The organism is Bradyrhizobium barranii subsp. barranii, assembly GCF_017565645.3.
GTDB lineage: Bacteria > Pseudomonadota > Alphaproteobacteria > Rhizobiales > Xanthobacteraceae > Bradyrhizobium > Bradyrhizobium barranii.
The window spans coordinates 7,884,664-7,901,750 of sequence record NZ_CP086136.1 but is presented as its reverse complement, the minus strand read 5'-3'; the positions used below and the strand labels follow the sequence as shown (position 1 = coordinate 7,901,750).

General features: G+C 64.3%; 14 protein-coding genes. 13 read left to right on the top strand and 1 reads right to left on the bottom strand.

The window, feature by feature from the left end:
* The first annotated feature begins 16 nt into the window (after positions 1 to 16).
* From J4G43_RS38450 to J4G43_RS38415, 8 genes are read left to right on the top strand one after another with little or no spacing between them, the layout of a single operon-like run.
* The gene (locus J4G43_RS38450; protein WP_208088113.1) at positions 17 to 1,330 is read left to right on the top strand and encodes an ABC transporter substrate-binding protein; all 1,314 of its coding nucleotides are present in this window, start codon (positions 17 to 19) and stop codon (positions 1,328 to 1,330) included.
* 15 nt (positions 1,331 to 1,345) lie between these two features.
* Positions 1,346 to 2,113, top strand: a complete 768-nt coding sequence (locus J4G43_RS38445) for an ABC transporter ATP-binding protein (protein WP_028150401.1) — start codon at positions 1,346 to 1,348, stop codon at positions 2,111 to 2,113.
* Between the two features lie 3 nt (positions 2,114 to 2,116).
* Positions 2,117 to 2,821, top strand: a complete 705-nt coding sequence (locus tag J4G43_RS38440; RefSeq protein ID WP_208088112.1) for an ABC transporter ATP-binding protein — start codon at positions 2,117 to 2,119, stop codon at positions 2,819 to 2,821.
* 13 nt (positions 2,822 to 2,834) lie between these two features.
* On the top strand, positions 2,835 to 3,716 hold the full coding sequence (locus J4G43_RS38435; protein ID WP_063981643.1) for a branched-chain amino acid ABC transporter permease: 882 nt from the start codon (positions 2,835 to 2,837) through the stop codon (positions 3,714 to 3,716).
* Complete coding sequence (locus J4G43_RS38430) at positions 3,713 to 4,732, top strand: branched-chain amino acid ABC transporter permease (protein WP_208088111.1); 1,020 nt, start codon at positions 3,713 to 3,715, stop codon at positions 4,730 to 4,732. The genes J4G43_RS38435 and J4G43_RS38430 overlap by 4 nt, the downstream gene beginning before the upstream one ends.
* A complete protein-coding gene (locus tag J4G43_RS38425) occupies positions 4,692 to 5,621 on the top strand; it encodes a polyphosphate kinase 2 family protein (RefSeq protein ID WP_208088110.1) in 930 nt (309 codons plus the stop codon). The genes J4G43_RS38430 and J4G43_RS38425 overlap by 41 nt, the downstream gene beginning before the upstream one ends.
* Positions 5,618 to 6,655: a patatin-like phospholipase family protein gene (locus J4G43_RS38420; RefSeq protein ID WP_208088109.1), complete on the top strand. Its 1,038-nt coding sequence runs from the start codon at positions 5,618 to 5,620 to the stop codon at positions 6,653 to 6,655. The genes J4G43_RS38425 and J4G43_RS38420 overlap by 4 nt, the downstream gene beginning before the upstream one ends.
* Positions 6,656 to 6,668: 13 nt before the next feature.
* Positions 6,669 to 6,923 (top strand): DUF3551 domain-containing protein, encoded by a 255-nt coding sequence (locus J4G43_RS38415; RefSeq protein WP_071910559.1) that lies wholly within the window; start codon positions 6,669 to 6,671, stop codon positions 6,921 to 6,923.
* A gap of 143 nt (positions 6,924 to 7,066) precedes the next feature.
* Here J4G43_RS38415 and J4G43_RS38410 read toward each other — a convergent pair whose 3' ends face one another.
* Positions 7,067 to 7,951: an MBL fold metallo-hydrolase gene (locus J4G43_RS38410; protein ID WP_208088108.1), complete on the bottom strand. Its 885-nt coding sequence runs from the start codon at positions 7,949 to 7,951 to the stop codon at positions 7,067 to 7,069.
* A 722-nt stretch (positions 7,952 to 8,673) separates the two neighbouring features.
* Between J4G43_RS38410 and J4G43_RS38405 the strand changes: the two genes are divergently transcribed.
* The 5 genes from J4G43_RS38405 to J4G43_RS38385 all read left to right on the top strand — a co-directional run bounded on the left by J4G43_RS38405 (position 8,674) and on the right by J4G43_RS38385 (position 17,030).
* The gene (locus J4G43_RS38405; RefSeq protein ID WP_208088107.1) at positions 8,674 to 11,007 is read left to right on the top strand and encodes a mechanosensitive ion channel domain-containing protein; all 2,334 of its coding nucleotides are present in this window, start codon (positions 8,674 to 8,676) and stop codon (positions 11,005 to 11,007) included.
* Positions 11,008 to 11,106: 99 nt separating this feature from the next.
* Positions 11,107 to 12,105 carry a tripartite tricarboxylate transporter substrate-binding protein gene (locus tag J4G43_RS38400; protein ID WP_208088106.1) on the top strand — a complete coding sequence of 333 codons (999 nt, stop codon included), beginning with the start codon at positions 11,107 to 11,109 and terminating at the stop codon, positions 12,103 to 12,105.
* Between the two features lie 219 nt (positions 12,106 to 12,324).
* A complete protein-coding gene (locus tag J4G43_RS38395) occupies positions 12,325 to 13,920 on the top strand; it encodes an NAD-dependent malic enzyme (RefSeq protein WP_210387727.1) in 1,596 nt (531 codons plus the stop codon).
* A 201-nt stretch (positions 13,921 to 14,121) separates the two neighbouring features.
* On the top strand, positions 14,122 to 14,514 hold the full coding sequence (locus J4G43_RS38390) for a BlaI/MecI/CopY family transcriptional regulator (RefSeq protein ID WP_014493096.1): 393 nt from the start codon (positions 14,122 to 14,124) through the stop codon (positions 14,512 to 14,514).
* Positions 14,511 to 17,030 (top strand): M56 family metallopeptidase, encoded by a 2,520-nt coding sequence (locus J4G43_RS38385; protein ID WP_208088104.1) that lies wholly within the window; start codon positions 14,511 to 14,513, stop codon positions 17,028 to 17,030. The genes J4G43_RS38390 and J4G43_RS38385 overlap by 4 nt, the downstream gene beginning before the upstream one ends.
* The last annotated feature ends 57 nt before the right edge of the window (positions 17,031 to 17,087 follow it).

Below are 17,087 nucleotides of genomic sequence, written 5' to 3'. Positions count from 1 at the left end.
GTCCAGGGAGGTTTTGATGCGCCTGCGCATGGCTGCCCGCTTGGTACGTGGGCTGTTGGTCGCGATATCAGCGACGGGCTTGATGGCTTCGGCCCAGGCTCAAGAGAAGAAGATCAAGATCGGCGTTGTTTTCGACCTGACCGGGCCTCTCGCGGGCGGTGGATCTGAGCTCGGCTATATCGGCGCAAAAATTATTCTCGACCATTTCGCCAAGACCGGCGTCGAAGGCTACAAGATCGAGGCGGTCTACGCCGCCGACGCGCAGAGCAAGCCCGACATCGCCATCAACGAATCCGTCCGCCTGCTCGAGCAGGAGAAGGTGGACATGGTGCTCGGCTTCTTCTCCTCGGCACAATGCGTGCCGGTCGCCGCCCGCGTCGAGCAGCTCAAGAAGTTCATGTGGATGACGACCTGCATCTCGTCGGCCGTGTTCAACGACAAGGGCTACAAATACGTGTTCCGCCCGCAGGCGAGCGGCGACCAGTTCGGCATGATGACGATGGATTTCATCGCGCAGAATGCCAAGGCGAAGTTCGACAAGGAGCCGAAGGACCTGCGCGTCGCCATCATCCACGAGGATGGCGCCTATGGCGTCGACGTCTCCAGGGGCAATGAGGCCGGCGCGAAGAAGGCGGGCTTCAACGTCGTGATGAAGGAAGGCTATTCGGCGACTGCGCCCGATCTCTCCGCGCTGGTGACCAAGCTGAAGCGTGCCAAGCCCGATGTCATTTTCCACACCGGCTACAACCCTGACATCACGCTGCTGCTGCGCCAGGCTCGCGAGCAGGGGCTGAAGTTCGGCGCGCTGATGGGCCATGGTGCCGGCTACGGCGTCTACGAGAAGCTGAAAGAGGGGATGGGGGCTGACGCCACCTACATCTTCAACACCGACCCAATCTCGATCTGGCTCGCCAACCAGAAGACCATGGATCCCAAGCTCCCGCCCGTGATCAAGATGGTCGGCGAGGAGTTCGACAAGATCAGGCCCGGCGTTGCCATCCGCTCGGCGCATGTCGGCATCGGCGCGTCCAACACTTACGTGTTCATGAGTGATGTGCTGCCGCGCGCGATCAAGAAGTATGGCGGCGTCGATCCCGACGCGCTGCGCAAGGCCGCGCTCGACACCGACATCCCCGAAGGCGGGACCATGCTGGGCTTCGGCGTCAAGTTCTACGGCGAGGGCACGCCGATGGCCGGGCAGAACGAGCGCTCATTCCCGGTCGTGATCCAGTACATCGACGACAAATCCTCTGTGGTGTGGCCCAAGAGTCAGGCGCAGCGCGAGGCCGTGCTGCCGCTGCCGAAGGGCACCACCTACAGCAACCAGTAGCGGCGGAGCAGGGCGGTGTTGGAAGTCAGCGGGCTGGTGAAGCGGTTTGGTGGCTTCACCGCCGTCAACAACGTGTCGTTTCGGGTTGATCAGGGCGAGATCCTCGGCCTGATCGGCCCCAACGGCTCGGGCAAGAGCACGATCTTCAATATGCTCTCCGGCACGCTGGCGCCGACATCCGGCTCGATCCTGTTCGGCGGCGCCGAGATCGCGGGCCTTGCGCCGCACCGGATCATCAACAGCGGCATCGGCCGCACCTTCCAGATTCCGCGGCCGTTCCGACGCCTGACAATCTTCGAGAATGTCGCGCTGGCCGGGTTCTACGGCCAGGGCCGCCACAGTCGTGCCAGGGCGGAGGAGGCGGCCGAGCGGTCACTTGCGATGGTGGGCTTGCCGACCGATCGCCATGCCAGCGTCGATGGACTCGGGGCGGCCGGCCTGAAGAAGCTCGAATTGGCGAAAGCGCTTGCCACCGCGCCAAAACTGCTGCTCGCCGACGAGAGCCTCGGCGGTCTCGACGAGACCGAGATGGACCAGGCGGCGGACATGCTGCGCAACATCCGTGACGAGCTCGGCATCACCATCATCTGGGTCGAGCACATCATGGGCGTGCTGATGCGCGTCGTCGACCGCGTGATGGTGCTCGACCATGGCGAGAAGATCTCGGAAGGGTTGCCGAGCGCGGTTGCCGGCGACCCGCGCGTCATCGAGGTCTATCTCGGCACCGATGCCGAGACCACGCAGGCCGCGGCGGCGGAAGCGCGCCGCCGCTCGGGAGGCTAGACGATGCTGGAGCTTCGTTCGGTCAGCGCGGGTTACGGCACATTCCAGGCGCTGTTCGACGTCAATCTCGACGTGAAGGCCGGCGAGGCCGTCGGCGTCATCGGTCCGAACGGCGCCGGCAAGACCACCCTGATGCGCGTCATCTCCGGCCTGATCCGTCCCACGCGCGGGTCGATCAGGATGGAGGGCGTCGACGTCGTGGCGACGCCGCCGCACAAGATCGTCAGCCTCGGGATCGCCCATGTGCCGGAGAACCGGCGGCTGTTTCCGCAGCTCACGGTCGACGACAATCTCAAGATGGGCGCCTTCATGAAGGAGGCGCGCGGCCACTATGCCGAGCGGCTGGATGTCGTGTTCGACCTGTTTCCGCGCCTGAGGGAACGCCGCCACCAGATGGCCGGCACCATGTCCGGCGGCGAGCAGCAGATGTGCGCGATCGGCCGCGCGCTGATGTCGAATCCAAAACTCCTGCTGCTCGACGAGCCGTCGGCGGGGCTGGCGCCAGTCGTGGTGCAGCAGGTGTTCGAGCTGGTGAAGCGGATCCGCGCCCGTGGCCTGACGGTGCTGATCGTCGAGCAGAACGTGCAGCAGGTGCTGAAAGTGGTTGATCGCGCTTATCTGATCGAGGCGGGCACGATCCGGGCGTCCGGCACCTCGGCCGAGATGCTGGCGAGTGACACGGTCAAGGAAGCGTATCTCGGGGTATGAGGTTCATGCAGGCATGCAAGCTTTTTTGGGCATTTTCGACATCTATCTGCTGGAGGCCGTGATCAACGGCATCCTGCTCGGCGGCGTGCTGGCACTGCTCGCGCTCGGGCTCAATTTGATCTTTGGCGTCATCGACGTGACCTGGATCTGCTACGCAGAGCTGGTGATGATCGGCATGTACGCCATGTATTTCATCGTGCAGTATTACGGCCTCAGCTACTTCATCGCAGCGCCGTTCACCATTTTGCTCGTCGCGATCCTCGGCGCCGCGCTGCACTACCTCGTGATCGCGCCGCTGCTCACCGCGCCGCCGATCAACCAGCTGCTTGCGACAGGCGGGGTGCTGTTCGTGCTCCAGAGCTTTGCCACCGTCGCCTTCGGCATCGACTTCCGCAATCTCGGCATCCGCCTGCCGGTGCTCGCCTTCGGCGACATGAATTTCAGCTACGCGCGGCTGCTATCCTTTCTGGCCGCGCTGGTCGGCATGGTCGCAGTGTACCTGTTCATGACCCGCACCTTCACCGGCACCGCGATCCGCGCCATCTCCCAGGATCGGCAGATCATGGCGCTGATGGGCGTCGACACGAAGAGAATGTATCTCATTACCTCCGCGCTCGGCGGCGCGCTGGCTGGGCTCGCCGCTTGCCTGCTGGTGCTGCAATATGACGTGCATCCCTTCGTCGGCCTCTCCTTCGGACCGATCACCTTCCTGATCTGCGTGCTCGGGGGGCTCGGCAATTTCATCGGCGGCTTCATCGCCGCCTTTGTGTTCGCCGAGATCATATCGCTCGGCGGCCTGTTCTCCGACCTCGAATGGGGTTACGTGCTCGCCTTCGCCTTCTTCATCGTCATGATGTTCATCCGGCCCGCGGGCCTGCTTGCGAGGCGCCGATGATGGGGCAGGGGCGGCTTGCGGCATGGGCGGTGGGGCTGGCGGCGCTGGTCGCGCTGCCCTTCGTCTATCGCGATCCCTATCATCTGCACATCCTGGTGCTGATCCTGATCTGGTCGTTCGCCTACACGTCCTGGTCGATGATGGGACGGTTCGGTCTGGTCTCGCTCGGCCATGGCGGCTTCATGGGGATCGGCGCCTATGTCACGGCGCTGCTCTGGAATCATCTCGGCGTGTCGCCCTGGATCGGCATTCCCGTCGGCATGGCCGCGGCCGGGGTGCTGGCGCTGATCGTCGGCTATCCCTGCTTCCGCTTCCGCATCACCGGGCACTATTTCGTGCTGGTGACGCTGGCGCTCTCCGGCATCGTGCTCCAGGTCATCACGGCCACGCGCGACTATACCGGCGGCTCGCTTGGCTATACGCCGAACCGCGCGTCGGGCAACAAGCTGCTTGCGCTGCAATTCGACGACAAGACGACCTGGTACCTGATCGCGCTTGGCGTGTGGCTGGCGGGCATTGTCGTCTGGCACTTGATCGACCGCAGCATGAGCCGCTACGCGCTGGAGACGATCTCGGAGGACGAGGATGCCGCGGCCGCCGCCGGCGTCAACGTCACCGCGGAGAAGCTGAAGATTACGCTGATCAGCGCATTGATGACGGCGCTGGCGGGCTCGATCTACGTCCAGTACCAGATGTTCATCACGCCCGACACGGTCAGCGGCATCGCGGTGTCGCTCCAGATGGTGTTCGCGGCCATCGTCGGTGGCCTGTTCGTCTCGCTCGGGCCGACCGTCGGCGCGGTCATCACCATCCTGCTCGCAGAGACCTTACGGATCGGCTTCGGCACCAAGGCGGTCGGCTGGGACAACCTCGTCTATGGCGTGCTGCTGGTCCTTTTCATCATATTCCTTCCCAAGGGCATCCTTGGTAGCCTGCTCGACCGATTGAAGCCGCAACGCAAGGTGCCCCGCGCTCATGAGCAAGAAGCCGTCCAAATCGCTCGCCCAGGAACTTGACAGCTACATCACGCCGTTCCGTTACGACGGATCGGGCAAGTTTCACCTCAAGGATTACAAGACCAACGAGAAGGGCGATCTCGACAAGGAGAAGGCGCAGGAGATTCTCGACGCCAACAAGAAGCGGATGATCGAGTTTCAGGAGAAGCTCTACGCCCAGGACCGCTGGTCGGTGCTGATCGTGCTCCAGGCCATGGACGCCGCCGGCAAGGATTCTGCGATCAAGGCGATCTTCGAGGGCATCAACCCGCAGGGCTGCGAGGTCCATGCTTTCAAGGCGCCGAGCACCAAGGAGCTCGATCACGATTTCCTCTGGCGCCACGCGATCGCGCTGCCCGAGCGCGGCCATATCGGCATCTTCAACCGCTCCCATTACGAGGAGTGCCTGGTCACGCGGGTGCATCCGGAGATTCTTGCCAGGCAGAAGCTGCCGCAAGGGCTCGTCACCAAGAACATCTGGAAGGAGCGATTCGAGGACATCTCCGCTTTCGAGCGCCATCTCAGCCGCAACGGCACGGTGGTTCTGAAATTCTTCCTCAATCTATCCAAGGAGGAGCAGCGCGAGCGCTTCCTTGAGCGGCTCGAGGAACCGGCCAAGCAGTGGAAGTTCTCGATGGACGACATCAAGGAGCGCGCGCTGTGGCCGCGCTACCAGGCGGTCTATCAGGATATCGTCCGGCAAACGGCAACGTCGCACGCGCCCTGGTATGTCGTGCCGGCCGACCACAAATGGTTCGCGCGCGTCGTGATCGGCTCGGCGATCGTCGCGGCGCTCGAAAAGCTGGACCTGCGCTTCCCCCGCGCCGACAAGGCCTCGCTGCGTGAGTTCGCCGAAGTGCGCAAAGCGCTGGAGAGCGAGGGGAAGGGAGGCAGGAAGCCCGCAAAGTGACCGCCCGTGAGACCAGCAACCAGAAGAACGTCAACTTCGCGCTTCAGGGCGGCGGCGCGCACGGCGCCTTCGTCTGGGGCGTGCTGGACCACGTGCTCGAGGACGGCAGGCTCGCCATCGAGGCGATCAGCGCTACAAGCGCGGGCGCGATGAATGCGGTGGTGCTGGCCTCAGGCATGGCCATCGGCGGAGCCGAGGGGGCGCGGCAGAACCTGCATGCGTTCTGGTACGAGGTCTCGCGGATGGATCAGGTCTATGACCTGTTCTCGCCACTCAACCAGTTGATCCAGGCCCTCAAGCTGCCGCCGGAATATCACCCTGTCCATGCTTTCATCCACACGCTGACGCACACGGTGCCGCCGAACCTGCTCAACCCCCTCCACTTCAATCCGCTCCGGTCGTTGCTGCTACGCGTGGTCGATTTCGATCGGCTCAATTCATCGCCGGACGCACCACAGCTATTTCTCAACGCCACCAATGTCCGTACCGGCAAGATCAAGGTGTTCCAGACGCCGCTGCTCAGCGCGGAGACCGTGCTCGCCTCGGCCTGTCTGCCGCCATATTTCCAGGCGGTCGAGATCGACGGCGAGCATTATTGGGATGGCGGCTATCTCGGAAATCCCGCGATCTTTCCGCTGATCTATCGAAAAGGTAGCCAAGACGTCATCATCGTGCAGGTGACCGCGATCCGGCGTGACGAACTGCCGGCGAGCGCCGCCGACGTTCTCCATCGCATCAACGAGATCAGCTTCAATTCGTCACTGATGCGTGAGATGCGCGCGATTGCCTTCGCGACCCGGCTGATCGATAATGGCGAGCTCGATCGCAACACGCACAGTCGCATGTTCATGCACTGGATTGGAAACGACCAATTGATGTCGCAGCTCGGAACGGCCACGCAGTTCCATCCCGAATGGAGCCTCTTGTGCCGCCTGCGTGACGAGGGGCGCGAGGCCGCGCGAATCTGGCTGACGCAAAACTTTGACTGGATCGGCAGCGCGTCGACGGTTGATTTGACTGAAATGTTTCTCTGATTTCGAGGTTGTCGTGTACAAGCCTGCTGTCGTCGTTTCCCTGTTCGCCGCGCTCTTGATCGCCGGTTCCGCGCGCGCCCAGACCTATGGGGGCGATGCGCCGGTCTGCCTGCACGTCTTCGGCGAGTTGGAGGGCGAGCGGATGGACTGCATTTTCTCCTCGTTCGCCCAGTGCCAGGCAAGCGCGCAGGGGCGTCCGGCGACATGTCTGACGAATCCGTATTTCGCGCAGGCGCCGTCGGCGAGGACAGGGCGGCGCGTTCGCTAGCGGCGATCCCGTAGGGTGGGCAAAGCAAAGCGTGCCCACCAATCTTCATCCGGCGAGAGGTGGTGAGCACGGCGCAAGAGCGCCTTTGCCCACCCTACGATCTCAGCGCGAGCGAAGCTCGTCGCGTCTGAGCAAGCCGACCCTCAATACCCGCGGCCCCACCAGTAGCAGAAGCGCTCGACATTGGCGGGAAGGGCGGTCTCGTAATTCGCCCATTTCTCGTATTTCGGCAGCTTCACTTCCTTCATCGCGGTGTCGAAGCATTTGCCGGCATCGGCGGCCTTCTTCACCTCGGCGGAGAGGTCCTCCATGTAGGCGATGTCGTCCTCGACGTCCTTCTTGGTGCCGAAGCGCCCGCCGGCATAGGGATGGCCGGGGATCATCCGCTCCCAGTCGAGCGACGCCAGCTTCTTCAGCGAGGCGATATACTCGACCGGCGAGGCGTTGTCGGGAATGTTGCGGAACTGCACGGACTCGATCGGCGCGAAGTCGACGACGAAGACGATCTTCTCCTTCGGCAGCCGCATCACCAGCGAATTGTCGGAATGGTTGCGGCCGACATAGTTCAGCTCCAGCGTGGTGCCGCCGAGCGTGATGCTCTTCTTGTCGCCGATCACCTGGTCCGGCATCACGACATCGGCGAGCAGCGAATTCTGCTTCTTCAGCTCGAGCAGGCGCTCCTTGGTCCGCCGGTGCGCGATGAAGGTGGCACCGAGATCCTTGAAGGGCTGGCCGCCGGCGATGTGATCGTAATGGTGGTGGCTGTAGACGACGTATTTGATCGGCTTGTCGGTGACGGCCTTGATGGCGTCGATATAGGGCTTTGCCGGACGCAAATACGAGATCGGGTCGGTCGCGATCACGCCCTGCGGCGTCACGATGAACATCGACTGATGACCGCCATAGCGGAAGACGTAGACGTTCTCGGTGCCGTCGACCTTCTTGGTCGAGGTCTGCGGCGGGGTCTGCGCGAAGGCTGATCCAGTCAGGAGGGCCGCAACAGCGGGGATGCAAAGTAATGCTTTCATGTCTGGCTTTCTGGAAATGGATGGAATGCGGAAGGCGAATGGACTCTCTGACACAAACGCGGCGGGAGGGAATTTATTCCCTGATCCACTGCGATCAATCTGTCGCGGTGGGAGGGAACACGTCCTCAAATGTGATACCGGCACCATTGATCCTGCTTGACAGTTTTATGTCACGGGAGGAGCATGCTGTTGGTCGCAAACAAGCGACGCGTCGTCCACCTCAAGAGCAAGGGGAGGTCTATGACACCACCTCCGCAGATCCAGCCGCGTTAAGTGCGATGGAGCTCGTTCGGACTATCGCATAGCGGCAGAAACCGCGAACGGCACGCCGGGTAAAGGTTTAGCGGGCTGCATCAGTGAGGCAAAGCCCCTACCTACCCGGCGCTGTATTTTGCATCACACCGATCGTGTCGGATGGCCGTGATGCGGCCGCTATGACAGGCGCTTTGACATCCTGCTTTCTCCTCCTCCTCGCCGTCATTCCGGGCCGACTCCCGGAATGACGGGAGGATTTTGTTGTGCGTATCGCACTCGGTTGATGTCCGGCCGCGCGGAGCCGACGGTTCCCGTTCCTGCATTGCGGCAAATGCCAAGAGAATGTCGCCTCGTTGGCCAACTTCCGACACAGCGCCGGGGCGAATAGCGTCGATACGACATGACGCACTGCTTCGGCGGCGACAGTCCCGACTCCGCCGGCGCATGCGCTTTTCCAGGGAATCCTCGTGTCGCACAAGCTTGCCCCGGCGTTCCTCGCCGCTCTCTTCATCGCGATCTCATCTCTTTCCACCGTTCGCGCCGAGCCGCCGGCCGCCAATAGGGCCGCCGCACTGTCGCCGGAGGAAGCCAAGCGGGCGCTGGAGACGCTCCAGGACGACAAAAAACGTGCGCAGATGATCGATACGCTGCGCGTGATCGCGAATGTGCCCGGTCAGCAGCAGCCCGTGCCCGCCGCGCCCGAGCAGAAATCGCCGATCCCGCTCTCGGCCGACGGCCTTGGCGCACAGCTCCTGCTCACGGTGTCGGAAGAGATCGGCGAGATCTCGCGCGAGATCGCCGACGTGGCGCGGACGCTGACGCATTTCCCCGCCTTCTATTACTGGATCGTACGGACCGCCAACGATCCCGTCGCCTACAACCTCCTGATCGAGATCGCGTGGAAGCTCGCGCTGGTGCTCGGCTGCGCCATTGCAGCGGAGTGGGTGATCTTCCGCGCGATCCGGCGGCCCGTTGCCTTCCTGGAAGGACGCGTCCCGCAAACCGCGCGCCTGCCGGCGCAGGTGCTGCCCTTCGCCGATCCGCCGTCATCGGTCGCCGATGTCACGCCTGCGCCCGAACTGCACAAGCGCCGCCACAGTCTCGCACGTGTCTGGCAATTGCTGCTGCGGCTGCCCTTCGTGCTCGGGCGTCTCCTGCTCGAGCTGCTCCCCGTGTTCGTCTTCATCGGCGTCGCAACCGCACTGCTCGGCACGGAGATCGGCGATCCCGCAACCGTTCGCCTCGTGATCCTCGCCGTCGTCAATGCCTACGCGTTCTCGCGCGGGCTCATCTGCGTCGTCCGCGCGCTGGCGGGGCCGTTTGGCCTGGTTCCGGTTCGGGCAGAAACTGCGGCCTATATCGAGATCTGGGCGCGGCGCATCGTCGGCGTCGGCGTCTCCGGCATCGCCTTCGCCAATGTGGCGCTGCTGCTCGGCCTGCATCGTGCCGGCTATGCCGCGCTGCTGCGCATGGTGTTGCTGGTCGTGCATCTCTTCGTCGTCGTCATCATCCTGCAATGCCGCCGCCAGGTCGCCGAAGCCATCCGCGCGCCGGCGGAGCGGCAGGGGATCGCGGCGCGACTGCGCAACCGCATTGCCGGCGGCTGGCACTATCTCGCCATCGCGCTCGACCTCGCGCTGTGGGCGGTCTGGGCGCTCAACATCCGCAATGGCTATTCGCTGCTGCTGCAATATTTCGTCGGCACCGTCGTGGTCGCGCTGATCACGCGCGTCGCCATCATGGTGACGCTGAGCCTGATCGACCGCGGCTTCCGCATCAAGCCGGAGATCCTCCAGCGCTTTCCGGGCCTCGAGATCCGCGCCAACCGCTATCTGCCGCTGCTGCGCAAGATCGTATCCAGCATGATCGCGTTCATCGGCTTCGTGGCCGTGCTCGAAGTCTGGGGCGTCGACGCCATCGTCTGGTTCTATGGAGGCCAGATCGGCGGCCGGCTGATTTCGGCGGTGGCGACCATCGGCATCGCCGTGCTCATTGCTGCCGCCATCTGGGAAGCCAGCAACGCGCTGCTGGACCGCCAGATCAATACGCTGTCACGCGACGGGCACTACGCCCGCGCGGCGCGCCTGCGCACCTTCCAGCCGATGCTGCGAACGGCGCTGCTCTGCCTGATCGCCACCGTCGTCGGCCTTACCGCGCTGAGCGAGATCGGCGTCAATGTCGCGCCGCTGCTGGCCGGCGCCGGCATCGTCGGCATCGCCATCGGCTTCGGCTCGCAGAAGCTGGTGCAGGATCTCATCACCGGCCTGTTCCTGCTGCTGGAGAACACGGTCCAGGTCGGCGATAGCGTCAGCGTCTCGGGGCTGACCGGCGTGGTCGAGAACGTCTCGATCCGCACCATTCGTCTGCGCGCCGGCGACGGCGCCGTGCACATCGTGCCGTTCAGCGCGGTCACGACCATCACCAATGCCAGCCGCGGCGCCGGCAATGCATCCGTCAGCGTCAATGTCGCCTACAAGGAAGACACCGACCGCGCCGGCCAGATCCTCAAGGACATCGTCGAGGAGATGCGCCGCGAGCCGGAGTTTCGCGCGGCAATTCGCGGCGACCTCGAACTGTGGGGCATCGACAAGGTCGATGGTGCCATGGTGTCGATCGTCGGCCAGATCCGCTGCACGGAGGCCGGCCGCTGGCCGGTCCAGCGCGAATTCAACCGCCGCATGAAGCTGCGTTTCCAGCAGAACGGCATCGAGGTCGCGTCCCCGGTCCAGACCATCCTGATGCAGATCGCGCCGCCGGCTGATGGCGCCGCCAATCTGGCCCCGCGGCGGGCGGCTGGTTAGCGCTCGGCATAATTTCCAGCTTGCCTCTGCCCGCCCGGCAGCGTTCACTCCGGCCCCAGCCCGCTGACAACATGCGGGCGATGAAAAAGGGTGGATGGAATGCAGGGGCTGTGGGCCGGACTACGCGGTCATGTGATCGTCATTTGCGCGTTGATCAGATCCGCGGCGTGGGCCGTACCGGCGGGCGCCCAGCCGTTCCCGTCGCGCCCGATCACCCTCGTGGTGCCGTTCGCGGCGGGCGGCCCGACCGACACGCTGGCGCGGATCCTGTCCGAGCGGATCGCCGCTCAGCTGCACACAACCGTCGTGGTCGAGAACGTGGCCGGTGCCTCCGGCAGCATTGCGGGCGCCCGCGTCGCGCGCGCGACGCCTGACGGCACGATGATCACGATCGGCCATTGGGGCACGCATGTGCTGAACGGCGCGATCTTCAAGCTGCCCTATGATGTGATCGCCGATTTCGAGCCGGTCGCGACGATCGCGATGGGAACGCAGCTGATCGTCGGCCGGAAGTCGCTCGAGGCCAACAATCTGAAAGAGATGATTGCGTGGCTGAAGGCCAGCCCCGGCAAGGCGACTGCTGGCACGGCTGGTGCCGGCACGGGCGCGCACGTCGCAGGCGTCTTCTTCAAGGAGAAGACCGGCACCGATTTCCAGTTCGTGCCTTATCGCGGCGCCGGACCCGCCATGATCGATCTCGTCGCAGGCCAGATCGACATCATGTTCGATCAGGCCTCGAACTCGCTGCCGCAATACAAGAACGGCGCGATCAAGGCGTTCGCAGTGACGTCGCCGACGCGGCTCGCGTCCGCGCCTGATATCCCGACCGTCGACGAGGCGGGCCTGCCCGGTCTCTACATCTCCTACTGGCACGGCATCTGGGCACCGAAGAACACGCCGAAGGAGATCGTCACAAAGCTCAACGCGGCCATCGTCGCGGTGCTTGCCGATCCCGTTGTCAAGCAGCGTTTCGCCGAATTGGGGCAGGAGATTCCGCCTGCCGACCAGCAATCGCCTTCGGCGCTCGGCGCATTCCAGAAGGCGGAGACCGAGAAATGGTGGCCGATCGTGAAGGCCGCCGACATCAAGCCCGAGTAGTCCTGCTGCGTTGACCTCTTCTCGCGCGCAAATGCCGGCTTTTCGCGAAATCTCGCTGCGGTGCGAGATCACAATCGAGCCTTGAGTCTCTACGTCCTTGATCTCAGGTGAGCACTGGCCGACAATGCTTGCCCTTCAATAAGAAACTCCCTGGGGGAATTCGTGAATAGACCTGCTCGGGTCAGCGCCCATTCGACATCATCCGACCCCGCTCACGGCATGACGCTGCTGCGCGATCCCTTGCTCAACAAGGGCACCGCCTTCACGGAAGCGGAGCGCGACGCGCTCGGCCTGCGCGGCCTGCTGCCGCCTTGCGTGCTGACGATGGAGACCCAGGTCGAGCGCGTGCTGACCAATCTGCGCACGCTGCCGACGGACCTTGAAAAATACGTCGCGCTGAATGCGCTGCATGACCGCAACGAGGCGCTGTTCTTCCGCGTCGTCGTCGACAATATCGACGAGATCCAGCCGATCATCTACACGCCGACGGTCGGGCTCGCCTGCCAGAAATACGGCCTGATCTTCCAGCGGCCGCGCGGTATGTTCATCTCATCGCGCGATCGCGGCCAGATCGCCGAGATCCTGAAGAACTGGCCCTATCCGGCCAAGCTGATCGTCGTGACCGATGGCGAACGCATCCTCGGGCTGGGCGATCTCGGCGCCAATGGCATGGGCATCCCGGTCGGAAAGCTCTCGCTCTATTCCGCCTGCGCCGGCGTGCATCCCGAGCATTGCCTGCCGATCGTGCTCGACGTCGGCACCAACAACGAAGAGCTCTTGAACGATCCCTATTATCTCGGTTTGCGCGAGCGGCGGCTCACCGGCGAGGCCTATGATAGCTTCGTTGACGAGTTCATGCAGGCCGCGCGAAAGACGTTTCCGGGCGTGCTGATCCAGTTCGAGGATTTCGCCAATCACTCGGCGTTCAAGCTGCTGCACAAATATCGGGACGAGGCCTGCGTCTTCAACGACGACATCCAGGGCACCGCGGCCGTGGCACTCGCCGGCCTGTTCTCGGCGCTGCGCGTCAATGGCGGCAAGCTCAGGGATCAGCGCATCCTGTTCCTCGGTGCGGGCGAGGCGGCAACCGGCATCGCCGATCTCGTCGTCTCCGCCATGATGGCGGAGGGGATTTCCGAGGCGGAAGCTCTCCGGCGCAACTGGCTGGTGGATTCCCGCGGCCTCGTCGTCGGCGGCCGTGACGGCCTCTCGGGCCATAAGCTGCGCTATGCCCATGCCGGCCAGGCGCCGATCGCCGAGTTCCTCTCCGCGATCAAGACGCTGAAGCCGACGGCGATCATCGGTGTCGCCGCGGTCGGCGGCGCCTTCACGCCCGAGGTGCTCAAGGCGATGGCCGCGCTCAACGAGCAGCCGATCGTGTTCGCGCTCTCCAACCCGACCTCGAAGGCGGAATGCTCGGCCGAGGATGCCTACCGCTATACCGAGGGCCGCGCACTGTTCGCCTGCGGCAGTCCCTATGATCCGGTGACGCTCAACGGCCGCACCTTCGTGCCGCGCCAGGGCAACAACTCTTACATCTTCCCCGGCGTCGGCCTCGGCGTCATCGCCAGCCGCTCGCGCCTGGTGACGGACGAGATGTTCATGGCGGCCGCCCATACGCTCGCTGATTGCGTCGGCAAGGAGGACCTCGCGCAGGGCAGCCTCTATCCGGCGCTCCCTCGCATTCGCGAGGTCTCGGCCCGCATCGCCGTTGCGGTGGCAGACGTCGCCTACCAGCGCGGTCTCGCCGACGGACCCGCACCCAACGACGTGAAGGGCCTGATCCAGTCCCAGATGTACGAGCCGAAGTACTGACTGCCTCCACATCGTCATGGCCGGGCTTGTCCCGGCCATCCACGCTTTGCCGCGCGGGACGAAGAACGTGGATGCCCGGGACAAGCCCGGGCATGACGGCATAGCAACACCATTTCAGGTGGAATCGCCGTTGCGCGGCGCGGCCGCATATGCGACGATCTGTAGCGTTACAAGAAATCTCAATCCGCAAGGTCAAATGCCATGGACGATCGTTTGCCCGAACTGGGCGACCTCGAGCACGAGGTCATGCAATTGGTTTGGGCCCATGGTCCCGTTACGGCCGAGGTCGTGCGCGAGCGGCTGTCGCGGCGTCTGAAGGAATCGACCGTCCGCACGGTGCTGCGCCGGCTGGAAGAAAAGGGCTATGCTCGGCACACCGTGGACGGACGCACCTATGTCTACCACGCTGCAGAAGAGCGCGCGCGGGTCGCGGCCAAGGCGGTGCAGCGTATCGTCGACTGGTTCTGCAACGGCTCGATGGAGGAAGTCCTCGTCGGCATGGTGGACAATGCGATGCTCGACCAGCAGCAGCTGCGTACACTGGCCGACCAGGTGGCCAAGGCGAAGAAGGCGAGGGGAGTGAAGAAAGAATGATCGCAACTCTGGCTGAGGCGGCGCTACGCTCCTTCGTGCTGGGAGGCGTCGTCTGGTTCGGTCTCAACCTGTTTCGCGTGCGCAATCCGCACGTTCACATGACGGCGTGGGTCGTCGTGCTGCTGGCATCGCTGGCGATGCCCTTCGTGATGCATTGGCCGACGCTGACGATCACCCGGATGCCTCTGCCGGTATCCGTGCCGGATGATTTCCTGCCGGCCGACATCTCGATGCTGGAGGCCCCGCAACCGGCGCTGCCGATTCCGCCGGGCGCGGCTGTCGTGGCGCCGGCAAAAGCTGCTGTATCGATCAATTGGTGGCTGGTCGCCACCATCGTCTATGCCGGCGTCGCCGGCGCGTTGCTGCTGCGGCTGGCCATCGGTCTCTGCCTGACCTGGCGTCTGGCACGCGCGGCAAGGCCGATGAGCGGCCCGCAGCTGATCGACGCCGACGTGCGCGTCAGCCGCGAGGTCGGCGGTCCCGTCACGTTCGGCTCGACCATTCTGGTGCCGCCGCAGTTCTCCGGCTGGGATGCGAAGAGGCGCCTCGCGGTGCTTGCGCATGAGGGCGCGCACGTCGCCAATCGCGATTTCTATGTCCTGCTGCTCGCCTCGCTCAACCGTGCAATGTTCTGGTTCAGTCCGTTCTCGTGGTGGCAGCTCGTGCGCCTTGCCGAGCTCGCCGAGATCATCAGCGACGCCGAGGCGATCGAAGTCATCGACGACCGCTGGTCCTATGCCGAAATCCTGCTCGATGTTGCAACCAGCGTAAATCCGCGGCCGGTGGAGCTCGCAATGGCGCGGGTATCGACCGTGCGCGCACGCGTCGAGCGCATCATCGCGGCCGCCGCCATGCCCGTCGCGGTCGGCTGGCGCAAGCGGCTGTGGATCGCAGCCGCGATCATTCCGGCTGTGATCGTGTCCGCCGGCATGATCGCCTATCGCACCCCGGATCCCGTGCCCGTCGCCGCGGATACCGGCGAGGTGCCGGCCCAGCATTACCGCCCCTTCGTCAATTTCTACGCCATGGGTCCTGCCTCGGTGTTCGCCATCTTCCGCGAGGGCGACGACCTCTACGGCCAGCTCACCGGACAGCGCAGGCTGCGCCTGACGGTTGGCAGTGACGGCACCGCGGCCTACGCGGCCTCGTCCGGCGAGATCACGTTCCCGCTCGATGCGGAGCGCCGCTCCTCCGAGCTGACGCTGCGCATGAACGGCCGCGATATCCGCGCGGTTCGCGTCGCCGAGATGCCGACCGCGGCCGTCGATCCCGCATCGCTCGATCAATATGTCGGCTGGTACAGGATCGCGCCGAACCGCGTGCTCACGCTGCGGCGTGACGGCGATGATCTCTGGTTGCGTGAGACGGGACAGGGCGCAACGCAGGTCCTCGCCGAGGGCGCTGACGCCTTCTCCTTCCGCGGCGACCATCTCTTGATCTTCCTGCGCGACGAGCAGTCGAAGGTTGCACGCGTGCTGGTGCAGAGCGCGATGTTCGGCGCTCGCCTCGCGCCTCGCGTCGATGCGGCGGTGGCGCAGGCGGTCGAGGCGGACTTCACGCGCCGCCTTGCGGAAGTTCCTGACAGGTTCAGGGAGCAAGTCCCGGTCGCGGGCGGCAAGGAGATGATCTTGCGCGGGATCGAAGACCTGCGCGCCGGAACGCCGAACTACGATCGCATGAGCGCGCCGCTCGCGGCCAAGGTCCACCGGCAGCTCAATGAAATGCGCGAGGCCTTCCAGGCGCTCGGCGTGGTGGAATCGATCTTCTTCCGCGGCGTCGGCCCTGGCGGCTATGACATCTATGGCGCGAAGTTCGAGAACGGCACGGCCGAATTCCGCCTGATGATCGAGCCCGACGGCAAGGCCGGCGACGTGATCTTCCGGCCCGACGGCAATGACGAGCTCGGCGGTATCGTGCCTTGCTCGGAGGAAGCGCGCGTGCGTGGCCACGCCGGCACTTCGCCGATCAGGATCATGGTCTATAACGAGATGGGCGACGACATCCAGGTCTTCAATCTCGACGCCGATGGCAATCGCAGGATGCAGAGCACCGTCAGGCCCAACGTGTCCTGGGCGTCCACGACCACCGTGAACAATCCCTGGGTGATTGCAGACAAGTCTGGGCGGTGCCTCGAGGTCCTGCTGCCGGGGCGGCAGACCCGCTTCCACAATGTCGAAGCGTCGAACATCGGCGCGCGGCCGGGGCGCGCGGCGCGCCGCGCCGTTCCGATCGCCAATGGCGAGGAGATGCTGCGCCGCTACATCGATGGCGTCGGCAAGGGCCAGCCGGACTACGAGCGCATGACGTCGGAGGTGGCCGACATCACGCGTCAGCAGCTTCCGTTCGACCAGGCGATCCTGGCGCGGCTCGGCGCATTGCGCGCGGTTTCGTTCCGTGGCGTCACCGCGCTCGACAGCGACATCTATGTCGCCCAGTTCGCCAACGGCTCGGCGGAATGGCGCATCGGCGTCAGGAACGGCACGATCACGAAGATCGCGCTCGGACCCAATTTCTAGCGGTTCACATCTGCCGCAGGAGTGCCTGCTCAGACTTATTGTGCTTCTGCGGAGACT